13 protein-coding genes and 1 pseudogene are annotated in these 17397 nt (G+C 72.1%); 11 read left to right on the plus strand and 3 right to left on the minus strand.

What is annotated here, in order from left to right; genetic code table 11:
* Positions 1 to 67: 67 nt before the first annotated feature.
* Complete coding sequence (locus tag IF02_RS0104495) at positions 68 to 1576, minus strand: MFS transporter (protein ID WP_030153915.1); 1509 nt, start codon at positions 1574 to 1576, stop codon at positions 68 to 70.
* Positions 1577 to 1713: 137 nt separating this feature from the next.
* On the opposite strand from IF02_RS0104495, the gene IF02_RS0104500 reads away from it, so the two are divergent.
* Positions 1714 to 2154, plus strand: a complete 441-nt coding sequence (locus tag IF02_RS0104500) for a MarR family winged helix-turn-helix transcriptional regulator (RefSeq protein ID WP_030153916.1) — start codon at positions 1714 to 1716, stop codon at positions 2152 to 2154.
* A 7-nt stretch (positions 2155 to 2161) separates the two neighbouring features.
* Here the strand turns inward: IF02_RS0104500 and galT are convergent, their stop codons facing one another.
* Positions 2162 to 3247, minus strand: a complete 1086-nt coding sequence (galT, locus tag IF02_RS0104505; RefSeq protein ID WP_030153917.1) for a galactose-1-phosphate uridylyltransferase — start codon at positions 3245 to 3247, stop codon at positions 2162 to 2164.
* Entirely contained in the window at positions 3244 to 4077 is an 834-nt protein-coding gene (locus IF02_RS0104510) for a DeoR/GlpR family DNA-binding transcription regulator (protein ID WP_030153918.1), read from the minus strand. The genes galT and IF02_RS0104510 overlap by 4 nt, the downstream gene beginning before the upstream one ends.
* Before the next feature lie 497 nt (positions 4078 to 4574).
* Between IF02_RS0104510 and IF02_RS0104515 the strand changes: the two genes are divergently transcribed.
* The 10 genes and pseudogenes from IF02_RS0104515 to IF02_RS32145 all read left to right on the plus strand — a co-directional run bounded on the left by IF02_RS0104515 (position 4575) and on the right by IF02_RS32145 (position 17356).
* On the plus strand, positions 4575 to 6101 hold the full coding sequence (locus IF02_RS0104515) for an NPCBM/NEW2 domain-containing protein (protein WP_106977218.1): 1527 nt from the start codon (positions 4575 to 4577) through the stop codon (positions 6099 to 6101).
* A gap of 35 nt (positions 6102 to 6136) precedes the next feature.
* The gene (locus tag IF02_RS0104520; RefSeq protein ID WP_030153920.1) at positions 6137 to 7198 is read left to right on the plus strand and encodes a substrate-binding domain-containing protein; all 1062 of its coding nucleotides are present in this window, start codon (positions 6137 to 6139) and stop codon (positions 7196 to 7198) included.
* On the plus strand, positions 7198 to 8751 hold the full coding sequence (locus IF02_RS0104525; protein ID WP_037835490.1) for a sugar ABC transporter ATP-binding protein: 1554 nt from the start codon (positions 7198 to 7200) through the stop codon (positions 8749 to 8751). Before IF02_RS0104520 ends, IF02_RS0104525 begins: the two co-directional genes overlap by 1 nt.
* Positions 8748 to 9938: an ABC transporter permease gene (locus IF02_RS0104530; RefSeq protein ID WP_234318087.1), complete on the plus strand. Its 1191-nt coding sequence runs from the start codon at positions 8748 to 8750 to the stop codon at positions 9936 to 9938. Before IF02_RS0104525 ends, IF02_RS0104530 begins: the two co-directional genes overlap by 4 nt.
* A 198-nt stretch (positions 9939 to 10136) precedes the next feature.
* Complete coding sequence (locus tag IF02_RS0104535; protein ID WP_030153923.1) at positions 10137 to 11582, plus strand: glycoside hydrolase family 16 protein; 1446 nt, start codon at positions 10137 to 10139, stop codon at positions 11580 to 11582.
* A gap of 23 nt (positions 11583 to 11605) precedes the next feature.
* Complete coding sequence (locus IF02_RS0104540) at positions 11606 to 12832, plus strand: glycoside hydrolase family 64 protein (RefSeq protein WP_078621869.1); 1227 nt, start codon at positions 11606 to 11608, stop codon at positions 12830 to 12832.
* A 102-nt stretch (positions 12833 to 12934) separates the two neighbouring features.
* Positions 12935 to 13978 carry a LacI family DNA-binding transcriptional regulator gene (locus IF02_RS0104545; RefSeq protein WP_030153925.1) on the plus strand — a complete coding sequence of 348 codons (1044 nt, stop codon included), beginning with the start codon at positions 12935 to 12937 and terminating at the stop codon, positions 13976 to 13978.
* A gap of 256 nt (positions 13979 to 14234) precedes the next feature.
* A complete protein-coding gene (locus tag IF02_RS0104550; RefSeq protein WP_030153926.1) occupies positions 14235 to 15539 on the plus strand; it encodes an extracellular solute-binding protein in 1305 nt (434 codons plus the stop codon).
* Complete coding sequence (locus IF02_RS0104555; protein ID WP_051695740.1) at positions 15526 to 16530, plus strand: carbohydrate ABC transporter permease; 1005 nt, start codon at positions 15526 to 15528, stop codon at positions 16528 to 16530. Before IF02_RS0104550 ends, IF02_RS0104555 begins: the two co-directional genes overlap by 14 nt.
* Positions 16527 to 17356, plus strand: a pseudogene (locus tag IF02_RS32145) (carbohydrate ABC transporter permease). The gene IF02_RS0104555 and the pseudogene IF02_RS32145 overlap by 4 nt, the downstream one beginning before the upstream one ends.
* Positions 17357 to 17397 lie beyond the last annotated feature (41 nt).

Below are 17397 nucleotides of genomic sequence, written 5' to 3' on the forward strand. Positions count from 1 at the left end.
GGGACAGGACAGCACGCATACGAGGGGACGGCATCCGCGATCGGTGCCGTCCCCTCGAAGGGCCAGGTCAGACGGTCTTCGCCGGCTCCGGCTCCGCCGCCTTCGCGGGAGCCGCGGCGGGCGCGGCCGCCTCGACGGTGCGCGGTCCGTGCGCACCGCGCAGGCCGATCCAGCTGATCACCGCGACCAGGGCGAAGGCGACGGCCCCGATCCAGAAGGTGAGGGTGAACCCGGACTCGGCGGGCAGGGCCGGGACGCCGGCGGGCAGGTGCTCGATGGTCTTCGACGCCAGGATCGTGGTGACGATGGCGCTGCCGATCGCGCTGCCGGTGGAGCGGGAGATCGAGTTGATGCCGTTGGCGATGCCGCTCTGGTGGTGCGGGACGCTCGCCATGATGACGGCGGGCATGGCCGCGTAGCCGAAGCTGACGGCCGCGCCGACGACCAGGCCGGCGCCGATCACCGAGAAGCTGTGGCCGTGGTCGAGGGCGAGCCAGCCGAAGCCGACGGCGCCGAGCCCGGCGGCCAGGCCGAGGGCCACGCGCGGGCCGCGGTGGCGGACCAGCTGGCCGCCGATGGGCGAGGCGAGCAGGGAGACGATCGCGCCGGGCAGCAGGAACTGTACGGAGGCGCGCAGGATGGAGGCGTCGAAGCCGTAGCCGGTGAGCTTCTCCGGCATCTGGACGAGGTACGAGACGCCCAGGAAGTTCGCGAACATGCCGAAGCCGACGAGGATGCCGGCCAGGTTGGCCATGAGCACCGGGCGGTGGACGAACATCCGCATGTCCACGAGCGGCTCGCTGACCTTGAGCTCGGTGAAGACCCAGACGGCGGTCATGACGACGGCGCCGGCGAAGCTGCCCAGCGTACGGCCGGAGGTCCAGCCCCACTCGTGGCCCTGCGAGATGGGCAGCAGGAGCAGCAGGAGGGTGATGCCGAGGGTCAGCGCGCCGAGGAAGTCGGTGCGGCCGCCGGTCTTGTGCCGGGTCGCGGGGACCAGGAAGGCGACGGCGAGCAGGGCGAGGGTCGCGAAGCCGGTCGCCATCCAGAACGCGTTGCGGTAATCGGCGTCGGAGCCGGAGGTGAGCAGGCCGGTGGCGACGAGCGCGAGGCCGCTGCCGAAGGCGAGGGTGCCGCTGACCAGGGCCATCGCGCCGGGGAGCTTCTGCGGGCGGACTTCCTCGCGCAGCACCGAGAGGGCGAGCGGGAAGATCGCGGTGGCGGCGCCCTGCAGGACGCGGCCCAGGATCAGCAGCGGGAGCGAGGTCGCGAGGGCGGCGATGACGGAGCCGACGACCATGACGCCGAGGACGGCCACCAGCGTGGGCTTCTTGCCGTGCTGGTCGCCGAAGCGGCCGAGCAGCGGGGTGAAGACGGCGGCGGACAGCAGGGTGGCGGTGGTCACCCAGCTCACGTTGGCGGTCGAGGTGCCCAGGTCGGTGCGTATGAGGCCCAGGATCGGAACCGGCAGGGTCTGCATCATCGACACGACCATGGCGGCAAGGCTCAGGGCGAAGACGATGACCGTCTCGTTCCTGTTCTTGGCCTCGGCGGGGGTGGGGGCGGCGGTGCTCATGGCTGGCAGGACCTTCTTAGTGCTTCAGATCGCAGATGTTTGATGTCATCAAGTAACTCCGTAGACGGTAGACGTCGATAGTTAAGGTGGTCAAGTAAACAATTGACAATGTCAATGACCTGAGTACGCTCGACGGCATGAGCGCCACCACCCGCCCCGCCCCCACCAAGCTCGAGCTCCTTGAGCTGCTCGCCGCCATCGGAACCGCCCAGTGGCGAGATTTCGCGGCCGCGGCGGCCCACTACGGCCTCACCTCCACCCAGGCCCGGGTCCTCGCCCAGCTCAACGGCCCGCTCCCGATGCGCGGCCTGGCCACCCTCCTGGTGTGTGACGCATCGAACGTCACCGGGATCGTGGACCGCCTGGAGGCCCGCGAGCTGGTGCGCCGCGAGGCCGACCCCGCCGACCGCCGCGTGAAGAACGTCGTGGCGACGGACGCCGGCCGCGAGATCATCCGGCGCGTGCGCGAGGAGATGCAGGCGACGCACGGCGCGCTGGACACCCTCGACGAGACCGAGAGCGCGACGCTCTACGCCCTGCTGGAGCGGCTGCGCCCGACCATGGAGAAGGACGCTTAAGCGGCCGTCAGGCCTCGCGCAGCGCCGCGGCCGCCCGCTCGGGCGCGATGTCGTTGATGAACTGGCCCATCCCCGACTCGGTCCCGGCCAGGTACTTGAGCTTGTCGGCGGCCCGCCGGGTGGTGAACAGCTCCAGGTGGAGTGCGTACAGCTCCCGGCCCGTCCGTACGGGGGCCTGGTGCCAGGCCGAGATGTACGGGGCCGGCGCCGGGAAGAGCCGGTCGAAGCGGCCGAGCAGATCCAGGTGGAGGACGGCCAGCTCGGCCTGCTCGGGCCCGGTCAGGGCGGGCAGGTCGGGGACGCGCCGGTGCGGGTAGAGGTGCACCTCGTACGGCCAGCGCGCGGCCTGTGGCACGAAGGCGCTCCAGTGCTCCCCCGCGACCACCACCCTGCGCCCGTCGGCCAGCGCCTCGTCGCGGACCTCGTCGAAGAGGTTGCGGCCGGTGGCCCGGTGGTGGCGGGAGACGGTGTCCACCATGCGCCGGGTGCGCGGGGTGAGGACGGGCAGGGCGTAGACCTGGCCGTGCGGGTGGGTGAGCGTGACCCCGATCTCGGGGCCCCGGTTCTCGAAGCAGTACACCTGCTCCACGCCCGGGAGCTCGGCGAGCTCGGCGGTGCGGTCGGCCAGGGCGGCGAGCACCGTACGGGCCTGGGCCGGGCCGAGGTCGGCGTACGAGGCCTCGTGGTCGGGGCTGAAGCAGACGACCTCGCAGCGGCCCCCGCCCGGTCCGGACAGGGCGGGGAAGCGGTTCTCGAAGACGGCGACCTGGTAGTCGGGGGCCGGGATCTCGGTGGGCCGGCCCGGGGCCGACGGGCAGAGCGGGCACTGGTCGGCGGGTGGCAGATGGGTGCGGCCCTGGCGGTGCGAGGCGATCACCACCCACTCGTCGAGGAGCCGGTCGTGGCGCCGCTCGGAGCGCGTCGCGATGGGCGGCAGGCCGCGGGGGTCGGCGTGGTCGCGGGCGTCGGTGTGGCCGCGGGAGCCGGTGTGGCCGCGGGAGCCGGTGTGGTCGCGTACGAGACCTTCCGCGACGGCTTCGTCGTAGTAGATCAGCGCCCGTCCGTCGGACAGGGTCGTACGCGTCTTCCTCACCACGGGCGCTCCTGCGCGGGGCCGCCGGGACCGGCGGCCAGCAGCACCTCGCCGACCCGCTCGGTGACCGCGGCGGCCTCCTCCGCGGGAAGGGAGTCGGTGACCAGTACGTCGACCTCCTCCAGGGCGGCGAAGGTGGTCAGCCCCACGGTCGACCACTTGGTGCGGTCGGCGAGGAGCGCGGTCCGCCGCGCGGAGCGCAGGAACGCCCGGTTGGTCTCCGCCTCGGCGAGGTTCGGCGTGGTCAGCCCGGTGGCGGTGCCCAGGCCGTGGCAGCCGAGGAACAGCAGGTCGACGTGGAGGGACCGGATGGCCTGGTCGGCGATGGGCCCGACGAGCGCGTCGGAGGGGGTGCGGATGCCGCCGGTGAGGATGACCGTCAGGGTGCCCCCGGCGCTGCCGGTCCGGCGGGCGGCCTCGAAGACCTCGGCGGTGCGGACCGAGTTGGTGACCACCGTGAGACCGGCGACCTCCGTGAGCTCACGGGCCAGCGCGTGGGTGGTGGTCCCGGCGGACAGGGCGATGGCCGAGCCCGGTGCGACGAGGGCGGCCGCCGCCTTGGCGATGGCCTGCTTCGCCGCCGTCTCCCATTCCGACTTGGCCTCGAACCCGGGCTCGTGGCTGCTGGCCTCGTCGCCGAGCACGGCGCCGCCGTGCACCTTGCGCAGCAGGCCCTCACGGGCGAGCACGTCCAGGTCGCGGCGAACGGTCATGTCGGAGACGTTCAGGGAGCGGGTCAGCTCGTTCACCCGTACCCCGCCGCGCCGGCGGACCTCGTCGAGGATGAGGGCGCGGCGCTGATGGGCCAGCAGGCTGCCGGGATCGGCCATGCGGCGGTTCCTCTCCTGGGGCACCGGTGTCCCCGGTCAACCGAAGCATCCTGACGGATCGAACAGAAGTCAACAGACTTCAACAAAGCCGCAGTTGGGGGCCGGGGTCGGGTCCTTGGCCGTCGGCGCGGCCGCCGGGAGGCGGCGGATTGGCGCAGTCCACTCTCTTGACATGTCCCTGCGGTGGCAGTGTGATGTGGGCCTTCCCGTTGGAGTCCGTTCGTTCCTGAGGACTTCTGCGGGAACCGACGTACCGGACGTACGCGTCAGGGCGCATTTCCGCACACGCTCTCCCGGAATTCCGGGCCCCACTCCCACCCCAGGAGCCGTCCGTGCACTCGTTACGAAGCGCCGTCGCCCGCCGTCTGGCGGCGGTCCTCACGGCACTGCCGTTACTGGCCCCGGCGACGGGGGCCGCCGCACTGGCCGGTACGGCGGTGCTCGCGGGCGCCGCGCCGGCCGCCGCCGTGGCCGACGGCCAGGCACTGACCCCGCCCATGGGGTTCAACAACTGGAACTCCACCCACTGCCGGGCCGAGTTCAACGAGGCGATGGTCAAGGGCATCGCCGACCTCTTCGTCGCCAAGGGCCTCAAGGCCGCCGGCTACCAGTACGTCAACCTCGACGACTGCTGGGCCCTGCCGAACCGCGACGCCTCGGGCAACCTGGTGGCCGACCCCGTCCGCTTCCCCGGCGGCATCAAGGCACTCGCGGACTACGTCCACGCCAAGGGCCTGAAGTTCGGCATCTACACCAGCGCCGGCACCAAGACCTGCGACACCGCGGGCTTCCCCGGCGGTCTCGGCCACGAGCAGCAGGACGCCGACCTCTTCGCCTCCTTCGGGGTCGACTACCTCAAGTACGACAACTGCAACAACTGGGGCGTGGACGCGAAGAAGCGGTACACGGACATGGCGGTCGCCCTGAAGAGGACCGGCCGTCCCATCGTCTTCTCGATCTGCGAGTGGGGCCAGAACCAGCCCTGGACCTGGGCCTCGAGCGTCGGCCATCTGTGGCGCACCACCGGGGACATCGGCGACAGCTGGTCCTCGATGATCTCCATCGCGCACCAGAACCAGCCGCTCGCGCCGTACGCGGGCCCCGGCCAGTGGAACGACCCGGACATGCTGGAGGTCGGCAACGGCGGGATGACCGCCACCGAGTACCGCACCCACTTCACCCTCTGGTCGATGATGTCGGCGCCGCTGCTGATCGGCAGCGACCTGCGCAAGGCGACGGCCGAGACCTTCGACATCCTCTCCAACCCCGATGTCATCGCCCTGGACCAGGACGCCCTCGGCAAGCAGGGCACGGTGGTCTCCAGCTCGGGCGGCCTGGTGGTGATGGCCAAGGAGCTGGCGAACGGCGACCGGGCGCTGTCGCTGACCAACGAGACCGGTTCCACCGCCACGATCTCCGCCGGGACGGACGCCCTCGGCATCGGCAACCGGGCCCCCTACACCCTCAAGGAGCTGTGGACGAAGGCCGCCTCGACCAACACCAGCGGCACCGTCAGCGCCTCGGTCGCCCCGCACGCCACCGTCGTCTACCGGATCACCCCGGGGCCGGCGCCGCTTCCGCCGGCCGGCACCTCCCACCTGTCGGACCTGCCCTGGACCGGTGTGAGCAGCGGCTGGGGCCCGGCGGAGAAGGACCGGAGCAACGGGGAGCAGGCGGCCGGGGACGGCAGGACGCTGACCGTGGGCGGCGCCACGTACGCCAAGGGCCTGGGCGTCCACGCGGCGAGCACCCTGACCTACCACCTCGGGGGCAGGTGCACCGCCCTGACGGTGGACGTCGGCGTCGACGACGAGAGCTGGCGCACCGGCGCGGTCGCCTTCCAGATCTACCGCGACACCACCAAGGTCGCCGACAGCGGGGTCGTCACCACGTCGGACGCGGCCCGCAAGCTCACCGCCGATCTGACGGGCGGCCAGACGCTGCGGCTCGTCGTCACCGACGGCGGCAACGGCATCGACTACGACCACGCGGACTGGGCGGCGCCCCGGCTCACCTGCAACTGACCCGCCGACCCGGCCCGATGAGGGAGCACACGTACATGTCCATGATCCGGTATCGCCGCGGCGCCGCCCTGACCGGCCTCCTCGCGCTGGCACTCACCCTGGGGGCCTGCTCCTCCGGCAAGCCCGCCTCCGCCCCCGGTACGGGAACCGGAACGGGCGCCGGCAAGAAGGCGGACGGCCCGATATCCATCGCCTACCTCCAGAAGCAGGGCGACCAGGAGTACTTCGTCTCCGAGGCCGCGGGCGCCAGGAAGAAGGCCGACGAGCTGGGCGTCAAGCTCACCGTGGTCAACCTCGGCAACGACGCCTCGAAGACCATCACCGAGGTCAAGTCCGCGATCGCGCAGAAGAACTCGGGCGTCATCATCGTCGTGCCGGAATCGGCGGTCGGCCCGCAGGTCGCCGCCGAGGCCAAGAAGGCGGGGATCCCGCTGCTCACCTCCGACGACCAGGTGTGCGTCAGCGGCCCCAAGCCCGCGGCCTGCGACAAGGCCGATCTGGTGGCCCGGGTGGGCTTCTCGGGGGCCCAGATGGGCGGCGAGGTCGGCAAACGGGCCGCGGCCGAATTCGCGAAGGCGGGCTGGAGCCCCGCGGACACCCGGATCGTCTACGCCTGGAAGCAGGACACCACCGTCTGCACCGACCGGATCAACGGGGCCAAGGCCGCCTGGAAGGAGGCCGGGGCCCCCGAGGTCCAGACGATCGAGCTCGGTACGGACAACACCCCGGCGGGCGCGCAGGCCAAGGTCGAGGCGACGGTGACGGCCAACCAGGGCGTCAGGCACTGGGTGGTCATGGGCTGCAACGACGAGAACGTCTCCGGCGGGGTCAAGGGCCTGAACAACGCGGGCGTCAAGGGCGCGGACATCGTCGGTGTCGGCCTCGGCGCCTATCTGGCCTGCAAGGACTGGCAGGCGGGCGCCGACAACGGGATGAAGGCGGCGCTCTACATCCCCGGCGACGAGGTCGGCAAGCTGGCGGTCCAGGCGATGTACGACAAGCTCAAGAACGGTACGGAGTTCGCCCCCGAGGCCTTCGCCCCGACCAGGATGGTCGACGCGGGCACCTGGCGGGACGCCGGATTCGGCTGCAAGTGATGGCGCCCGCCCCCGTGACGGCGCGCGGACTGCGGGTGGCCGGCGTCGCCAAGAGCTTCGCCGGGGTCCCGGCCCTGCGCGGCGTCAGCCTCGACTTCCCGGCCGGTTCGGTCACCGCGCTGATGGGCGAGAACGGCGCCGGGAAGTCCACCCTGTTGAAGATCGTCTGCGGTGACCGGCCGGCCGATTCCGGCACGGTCCTCGTCGACGGCTCCGAGGTGCGGCTGCGCTCCCCCGCCGACGCGCGGGCCGCCGGCATCCGGCTCATCCCCCAGGAGCCGGAGATCGTCCCGCACCTCACGGTCGCCGAGAACGTCTACCTCGGCGCCCTGCCCACGCGGGGCGGCCGTCGCTTCGACCGGGCGGCGCTGCGCCGCCGGCTCCGGGAGGACCTGGTCCGGATCGGCTTCGGACACGTCCTCGACGCGGACACCCCGGGGATCCGCCTCACCCCGGCCCAGCGGCAACTGGTCGAGATCCTCCGGGCGTTGACCGGAGAGGCGAGGGTGCTGGCCTTCGACGAACCCACCTCCTCCCTCTCCGAGCACGAGGTGGAGGCCCTGTTCGCGCTGATCCGCAGACTGCGCGAGCGGGGGCTCGCCGTCGTCTACGTGTCCCACCGCATGCAGGAGATCTTCCGGCTGGCCGACCGGGTGGCCGTCCTGCGCGACGGGGCGCTGGTCGGCGTCAAGGACGCCGGGGCCACGGACGAGGGCGAGATCGTACGGATGATGGTGGGCCGGGACCTGTCCGTTGCCCGGAGGGGTCCCGCCCGCCCGCACGCGGCCACCGGCCACGTCGTCCTCGACGTACGCGAAGTGACCACCGACGACGTGCGCGGGGTCAGCTTCAAGGTCCGGGCGGGCGAGGTGGTGGCCCTGGCCGGGCTGGTCGGCGCCGGGCGATCCGAGCTGGCCCGGGCGCTGATCGGCGACCTGCCGCTGCGCGGCGGAACGGTGGCGGTGCTGGGCGAGGAAGTGCGGCTGCGCCGGCCCTCCGACGCGATCCGCGCGGGCATCGGCCTCGCCCCGGAGGAGCGCAAGGCGCAGGCGCTGTTCCTCGACCGGTCGGTCCGCGACAACATCGCCCTGGCCGTCCTGGACCGGCTGAGCCGCCTGCGGTTCGTACGCCGGGCGGCGGAGAGGGAGCTCGCCCTGGAGTACACCGGCCGGCTGCGCGTGCGCACGCCGTCGGTGGAACGGGAGGTGCGCACGCTCTCGGGCGGCAACCAGCAGAAGGTGGTGCTCGCGCGCTGGCTGGCCCGCAGGCCCAAGGTGCTGATCCTCGACGAGCCGACCCGGGGCATCGACGTCGGCGCGAAGGCCGAGATCTACCGGATCGTGGCGGACCTCGCCGAGGCCGGGGTGGCGCTGCTGGTCATCTCCTCCGAGCTGCCGGAGGTGCTGGGGCTGGCCGACCGGGTGCTGGTGATGCAGGGCGGCCGGATCACCGGCGAGCTCGACCGGTCCGAGGCCACCGAAGAGGCCGTCCTCGCCCTGGCGATGGCCGACGACCTCACCACGACGGCTACGGGCAACGGAGGAACCGAGTGAACGCGAACCCGGCCAACATGGCCAACCCGGCGAACCCGGCCAACCCGCCGGACACGCCGGACACGGCGGACACGCCGAACACGCCGAACACGGCGACCGCGGGAGAGGGCGTGTCCGGCCGGACGGCCGGGGCGACGGCCGCCGAGCCGTCCGGTACGAGCGGCACCCCGGCCGCCACCGACCGGGGCGGACCGGCGGCGGGGCCCGGGCAGCGGCTCGGCTCGCTCCTCGGCTCCGTCGGCGGCCAGAACCTCAGTCTGATCGGCGCCCTGGTGCTGGTGCTGGCCCTGTTCGGCTGGCTCAACCCCGCCTATCTGACCTGGGCGAACATCAAGGTCATCGGCGACGCGGTGACCATCTCCGGACTGCTCGCGCTCGTCCAGACCGTGGTGATCATCTGCGGGGCACTGGACATCTCCGTCGGCTCCCAGGTCGGCGTGGCCTCGGTGGTCTCCGCCATGGTCTTCACCTCCACCGGCGGGAACGCCCTGTTCGGCATCGCCGCCGCGCTCGCGGCGGGCCTGCTCGCCGGGCTCCTCAACGGCGCGGTCATCGTCTTCGGCCGGGTCAACCCGGTGATCGCGACACTGGCCACCCTCGCCGCGTACAAGGGGATCGCCCAGCTGCTCTCGAAGGGCGCGGCGCAGGGGTACGTCAGCAACGACGACGTCTTCGTCTTCCTCGCGAACGGCGCGATCGCGGGCATCCCCGTGCTGCTGTGGGTGCTGGCCGTGGTCACGCTCGCCATCCACCTGTTGCTGAAGTCGACGGACATCGGCCGCAACATCTACGCCATCGGCGGCAACGACACCGCCGCCCGGCTGGCCGGGATCGACATCAACAAGTACCTGATCGCCGTGTACGGCCTGGCGGGGGTGGTCGCCGCGGTAGCCGGGGTACTGCTGACCGCCAGGACCGGCTTCGGCCACCCCGTCTCCGGCAGCGAGGGCCTCGAACTGAAGGCGATCACGGCGGCCGCCCTCGGCGGCTGCCTGCTGGCGGGCGGGAAGGGCGGGGTGGGTGGCACCCTGCTGGCCATCACCCTGCTCGGGGCGCTGGACAACGGCCTGACCGTGCAGGGCGTGAACCCGTTCTGGCAGAACGTCGCCCAGGGGGCCCTGCTCGTGGTGGCCGTGGTGATCCAGAAGCGGCGGGCCGGGGAGCGGGCGGTGGGACTGCCCACCTGACGGGGGGAGTCGACCGGCTAAAGGGCGGGCCGCGCGTGCGCGCGGCCCGCCCTTCAATGCGTGAACTCCCGCCGCCCATATGCCCGTTGTCGGTTCCAAGTCTTGACGCCCGGGGGCGCCGGGAGCACAGTGGCCAGCGGCGCCGCTTGAGAGCGCTCTCAAACAGCGGACAGCCTCCCCCCGAGAGAGGGCACACCCATGCGTCTCCCCACCCGTAGAAAGCGGCCGTCCGTCCGGCCGTCCGTCCGGCGGGCCGTCATCGCCGCGTTCGGCACGATGGCCTTGGCCGCCGCGGCCGCGGCCGTGGTCACGGTGCCCGCGGGCGCCGTCGCTCCCCCGCCCCCGGCGGGCTGGTCCCAGGTGTTCCTGGACGATTTCAACGGGGCCGCGGGCTCCGGCGTCAACGCCGCCGACTGGCAGTACACCACCGGCACCAGCTACCCCGGCGGCCCCGCCAACTTCGGTACGGGCGAGGTCGAGACGATGACCGCGAGCACCGCGAACGTCTCCCTCGACGGCGCCGGGAACCTGCGGATCACCCCCCGCCGGGACGCCGCCGGCAACTGGACCTCCGGCCGCGTCGAGACCCGGCGCTCCGACTTCCAGCCCCCGGCGGGCGGCAAGCTGCGCACCGAGGCCCGGATCCAGATGCCGAACGTCACGGGTGCGGCGGCGAAGGGCTACTGGCCCGCCTTCTGGATGCTCGGCGCGCCCTACCGCGGCAACTGGTGGAACTGGCCCGGCATCGGCGAGATCGACATCATGGAGAACGTCCAGGGCATCAACAACGAGTGGGCCACGGTGCACTGCGGTACGAGCCCCGGCGGCCCCTGCAACGAGACCTCCGGCATCGGCGGCCAGCGCGTCTGCACCGGCACCACCTGCCAGGGCGGGTTCCACACGTACGCGGTGGAGTGGGACCGGTCCACCGCCGTGGAGGAGATGCGCTTCTACCTGGACGGGGTCAACTTCCACACCGTGCGCGCGAACCAGGTGGACGCCGCCACCTGGACCAACGCCACGAACCACGGCTACTTCATCATCCTGAACGTCGCCATGGGCGGCGGCTTCCCGGACGCCTTCGGCGGCGGACCCGACGCGGGCACCCAGCCCGGCTACGCGATGGTCGTCGACTACGTGTCCGTACTGCGCTCGGCGGGCGGCACGACCCCGCCGACCACGCCCCCCACCACGCCCCCGACGACTCCGCCGACCACTCCGCCGACCGGCAGCCGCGACGCGTACGGCACCATCCAGGCCGAGTCGTACGACGGCCAGGGCGGGCTGGCCACGGAGACCACCACGGACACCGGCGGCGGCCGCAACCTGAGCGCGATCGCCAACGGCGACTGGGCCCTGTACAAGGGGGTCGACTTCGGCTCCACCGCCGCGCGGCAGTTCCTCGGGCGGGTGGCGAGCGGGGCGGCCGGCGGGGTCAGCGGACTCGTCGAGGTCCGGCTGGACAGCCGTACCGGCCCGCCGATCGGCAGCTTCTCGGTCGCGAACACCGGTGGCTGGCAGAGCTGGAGGACCGTACCGGCCAACATCAGCGGCGTCACCGGCACGCACGACGTGTACCTGACCTTCACCAGCGGCCAGGGCGCCGACTACGTGAACGTCAACTGGTTCGGCTTCGGCCACTGACCGGCCGGACCCAGGAGACGCCGATGAACACACGCAGAACATTCCCGCCGGCCGTGCCGGCCCTGCTGGCCGCGCTGATCGCCCTGGTGGCGGCGGCCCTGCTCTGGACCCCGGCCCGGGCCGTCGCGGGCCTCGCACAGGGCGGGCCGGGCAGCTTCCCGATCACCTTCCAGAACAACACCCGCGGCGCCTACGCCGACGCACAGGTCTTCGTCACGGTCCTCGGCCAGGTGACCCCGGGCCAGTGGTCGTACATGAAGCCCGACGGTTCCATGGCCCACATCAACCACCTCGACGCCACCGCGCCCGGCCACCTGGTCAAGAACGGCGTGTCCTACCCCAACATGTCCTTCACACTGGCCCAGGTGGGCGGCACGGTGCCCTCCCCGCCGTCGATCCGCGGGGGCCGGATATACGTCTCCCTCGGCTCCCCCGTCTACTTTCCGGTCTCCCCCGACGACCAGGGCTGGGGCGGCCCCGACCTGCGCAATCCCCGCGACCCGAACACCGACGTGTACTACGACTGGTACGAGTACACGTACGTGCAGGGCCAGGTCGCCTTCGGCGGGAACACCACCCAGGTCGACCAGTTCGGCTTCCCGATGACCTCGCGGCTGCGCCAGACCTCCAGCGGCTACGACACCACCCGGGGCATCACCCGGACCCGCGCCGAGGTCATGCAGCAGTACGCGGCCTCCGTCGGGGCCGCCTTCAGGCCGCTGCAGAACGGCCACCGGATCGTGGCCCCGCGCTCCTCGGAGCTGTTCCTCGCGGGCGGCGCCCAGCAGAACCACCTCACCGCCGCCATCGACCAGGCCTGGGCCTTCTACACCACCCACCCGCTCACCCTGACCCGGCACGGCGAGACGTTCTCGGGGCGGGTCTCCGGTTCCACGCTGACCTTCAGCAAGAACGGCGCGGGCCCCTTCACCCTGCGCAAACCCACCTCGCCGGACGTCATGGCCTGCGCGGGGGCGCTGGCCTCCGGCAACGACACCGAGAAGCAGCTGGGCGCGGAGTTCTGCGCCGCGTTCAACCGGGGCGTCGCCCTCGACACCACCGCCTGGTACACGCCGGCCGCGTACTACCGCGGGGCGGCGAAGAACGACTACGCCGCGTTCTTCCACACCGTCGGCCTGAACGGGCGGGCCTACGGCTTCCCCTACGACGACGTCAACGACCAGTCCTCCGTCCAGATCCTCGGCAACGCGGAGCCGCCGACCGGGCTGACGCTCGGGATCGGCTGGTAACCGCCGCCCGTACTGCCGGGAGCGCTCTCAGCCTCCCGGCGGTACGGGTTACCCTGCTGTCCGCCGCGCCAACGGCCCCCCGGACCCGCAGGAGGAGCGCCCGTGCCAGAACAGCTTCCCGGTCAACGCCCCACGCTGGAGGCCGTGGCGGAGCGCGCCGGGGTGTCCCGCGCGACCGCGTCCCGCGTCGTCAACGGCGGGGAGGGCGTCCGCGCGCATCTGGTGGAGAAGGTCCGCGAGGCCGTACGGGAGCTCGGGTACGTGCCGAATCCGGCGGCCCGCGCCCTGGTCACGCGGCGCACCGGGGCCGTCGCCGTGATCATCGCCGAACCGGAGATCCGGATCTTCTCCGACCCCTTCTTCTCCCGGCAGATACGCGGCATCAGCAAGGAACTGACCGCGCACGACACGCAGTTGGTCCTGCTGCTGGTGGAGGACCGGGGGGACTACGACCGCATCGAGCGCTACCTGGCCGGCGGCCACGTCGACGGGGCGCTCGCCTTCTCGCTGCACACCGACGACCCGCTGCCCGCGATCGCCCGCCGCGTCGGGATGCCCACGGTGTACGGCGGCCGGCCGGGCTGGACCGCCGGGTCCGGGGGGCACGGCGGTGTCGCGTACGTGGACGCGGACAACCGAGGAGGCGCCCGCGAGGCCGTACGGCTCCTGCTGGACCAGGGCCGGCGGCGGATCGCGCACATCGCCGGTCCGCTGGACCAGACCTCGGCGGTGGACCGGCTCGACGGCTACCGGGACGTACTGCTCGACGCCGACCCCGCGCTGATCGCGGAGGGGGACTTCACCGCGGCGGGCGGGGCCGAGGCGATGGCCGCGCTGCTGGAGCGCTGCCCGGACCTCGACGCCGTGTTCGCGGCGAACGACCTGATGGCGACGGGCGCCCTGCGGGTACTGCGGGAGCGCGGACTGGCCGTCCCCGGGGACGTGGCGCTGGTCGGCTTCGACGATGCCGAGCTGGTGGCGGAGAGCGCCGATCCGCCGCTGACGACCGTACGCCAGGACATCGAGGGCATGGGGCGCCTGATGGCGCAGCTGCTGCTGCGCACCCTGGACAAGGCCCAGGGCGACCGTGCCGTGCCCGCCTCGGTGATCACCCCGACGGCGCTGGTCCGGCGTGATTCCGCCTGAAGGCCGCCGGGACGGTCGGAGCGAGCGGCAGGAACGGCAGAACGCGCAGGACGGGCAGGACGGGCAGCAAGGCCGGGAACGGCGTGAACTTGCCGTGTGGCGCGGGTGATTGTGGACGAAAGCACTCCGTTGCGGGTACGACTCTTGACGGGGCCCGGGCTGCGGGTGCACGCTCCAGTCGCGTTCTGAGAGCGCTCTCAAAGCTGGCGCACTCCCACCCCCGCACCCTGCCCGTCCAGGCCAAGGAGGCCGCCCCATGTCGATCCCCCGAACCGTCCAGAGAACCGCCGTCCGCCTCGGCGCCGTCGCGCTCACCGGAGTGGTCCTGGCCGCCTGCGGATCCGGGTCGGGCGGCGGCTCCTCCGACGCCGCGGGCGGCGACATCACGCTCACCATCGACCTGTTCGGCGCGTTCGGCTACCAAGAGGCCGGGCTCTACGCCGAGTACGAGCGGCTCCACCCCGGCGTCAAGATCAAGCAGACCGACACCGAGGACGAGCAGGACTACTGGAAGTCCCTCCAGACCCGCCTCGCGGGCGGCGGCGGCCTGGCCGACGTCCAGGGCATCGAGGTCGGCCGCATCGCCTCGGTCGCCCAGCAGCAGGCGGGCAAGTTCGTGGACCTGAACCAGTACGGGGCCGGGGCGCTCAAGGAGGAGTTCGCCCCCGCCAAGTGGTCCGCCGCGACGACCAAGGACGGCAAGGTGCTGGGCCTGGGCACCGACGTCGGCCCCGAGGCCATGTGCTACCGCAGCGACCTGTTCCGGGCCGCCGGTCTGCCCACCGACCGCACCGAGCTGGCGGCGCGGTGGGCGACCTGGGACGGCTACCTCGAACTCGGGCGCCAGTACAAGGAGAAGGCGCCCGCGGGCAGCGCCTGGATCGACAGCGTGGGCAGCCTGAACGCGATCATGGTCGGGCAGGAGAAGGAGCGCTACTACGACGCCTCGGGCGCCCTGATCTACGAGAACAGCCCGGCCGTGAAGGCCGCCTGGGACGCCTCGGTCAAGGCCGCGGGCGAGGGGCTCAGCGCCAAGCTGGACCAGTGGTCGCCGCCGTGGAACCAGGCCTTCGCCTCGGGGTCCTTCGCCACCCTGCCCTGCCCCGCCTGGATGCTCGGCTACATCAAGGGCCAGGCCGGGGACGCGGGCAAGGGCAAGTGGGACGTCGCGAAGCTGCCCGGCGGCGCGGGCAACTGGGGCGGCTCGTACCTGGCGGTCCCGACCGCGGCCGCCCACAAGAAGGAGGCGTACGAGCTGATCAAGTGGCTCACCGCGCCCGAGCAGCAGACCAAGGTCTTCCGCGGGCAGGGCAACTTCCCCTCCGCCACCAAGTCGATCGGCCAGATAGCCGACGCCAAGGACCCGTACTTCTCCGACGCGCCGATCGGCAAGATCTTCGGTGACGCCGCCGAGCAGGCCCCCGTCCAGGTGCTCGGCCTGCACGACAAGGACATCGCCGACCAGATCAACAACGCGCTCAGCGAGGTGGAGCGCAAGGGCACGGCGCCCGAGACGGCCTGGTCGAACGCGAAGAAGGCCGTCAAGAATGCCCTCGGCTGAGCCGCTGTCATCGCCGGCACGGTCGGCACGGTCGGCACAGCCGGCGCCGGCGGCGCCCCCGACCGCCCCGGTGCCGCCGGCGGCGCCGCCCCGGCGGCGGGGCCGGCCGGCCCCGCTGTCCCCGTACGCCTTCCTCGCCCCGTTCTTCACCCTGTTCGCCGCGTTCGGGATCTTCCCGCTGCTCTACACGGCGTACGTCTCCCTCTACCGCGCCGAACTCCAGACCCCCGGCGAGCTGGAGTGGCGCGGGCTCGGCAACTACGCGGCGCTGTTCACCGACCCGTTCTTCTGGACGGCGCTGCGCAACACGTTCACCATCGGCGTGCTGTCCACCGTGCCCCAGCTGCTGATGGCGCTGGGCCTGGCCCACCTGCTCAACTACCGGCTGCGCGCCCGTACGTTCTTCCGCACCGCGCTGCTGCTGCCGTACGCGACCTCGGTCGCCGCCGCTTCACTGATCTTCGCGCAGCTCTTCGGGCACGATTTCGGGCTCGTCAACCGCCTGTTGGACCTGCTGGGCATCCACCCGGTCGACTGGCAGAACGGTACGGCGGCCTCACAGATCGCCGTCTCGTCCATCGTCGTCTGGCGCTGGACCGGCTACAACACGCTGATCTACCTGGCCGGCATGCAGACGATCCCGACCGAGCTGTACGAGGCGGCCGAGGTCGACGGGGCCTCCCGCCTGCGGCAGTTCCTCCACGTGACCCTGCCCGGACTGCGCCCCACGATCGTGTTCACCTCGATCGTCTCGACGATCGGCGCCACGCAGCTGTTCGGCGAGCCGCTCCTGTTCGAGGGATCGGTCTCCGGCGGCATCTCGCACCAGTACCAGACCCTCGGCCTCTACATGTACGAGCAGGGCTGGGGCTTCTTCCACCTGGGCCGGGCCGCGGCCATCGCCTGGGTGATGTTCCTGCTGATCGTGGTGCTGGTCGGGGCCAACGCCTGGGCCGCGCGCCGCCGTTCCCGTAAGGAGGCCGGCCGATGAGCGCGAGCGTCTCCGCCCGGCGTGGCGGCAGGCTCACCTACGCCGTCCTGATCTGCGCTGTGCTGGTCTCGGCCTTCCCGCTGTACTGGACCCTCGTCGCCGCGAGCCGCTCCAACGCCGAACTCGCGCGCCCCCTGCCGGCCTTGCTGCCGGGGCCGCGGCTCCTGGACAACCTCCGGGCCGTCCTGGACGAGGCGTCGATCGGCAAGGCGCTGCTCAACTCGCTCATCGTCTCGGGGGCGATCACCGTCGGCACGGTGCTGTGCTCCACGCTGGCCGGGTTCGCCTTCGCCAAGCTGCGCTTCCGCGGCCGCGGGGCGCTGCTCGGCGCCGTCGTCGCCTCGATGATGATCCCCCCGCAGCTCGGGGTGATCCCGCTCTTCATGCTGATCGTCAAGCTGCACTGGGTGAACCAGCTCCAGGCCGTCATCCTGCCCGGACTCGTCTCGGCCTTCGGGGTGTTCTTCATGCGGCAGTTCCTGGTGCAGTCGCTGCCGGACGAGCTGATCGAGGCGGCCCGGGTGGACGGGGCCTCGCACGCGCGGATCTTCTGGTCGATCGTCGTGCCGGTCGCCCGCCCGGCCATGGCCGTCCTGGGCCTGCTGACCTTCATGACCGCCTGGAACGATTTCTTCTGGCCGATCGTCGCGCTGTCCTCGCAGGAGCCGACGGTCCCGCGCTGCGCCAGCTGGGCGGCGGCTACGTCCACGACCAGTCCGTGATCATGGCGGGCACCCTGCTCGGCACCCTGCCCGTGCTGCTGGTCTTCGGACTGCTCGGCCGCCAGATCGTCGGCGGCATCATGCAGGGCGCGGTCAAGGGCTGACGCAGCCGCCTCCCGGCCCTCACCTCACCTTCTTTGGAGCC

Source organism: Streptomyces sp. NRRL S-244 (genome assembly GCF_000717915.1).
GTDB lineage: Bacteria > Actinomycetota > Actinomycetes > Streptomycetales > Streptomycetaceae > Streptomyces.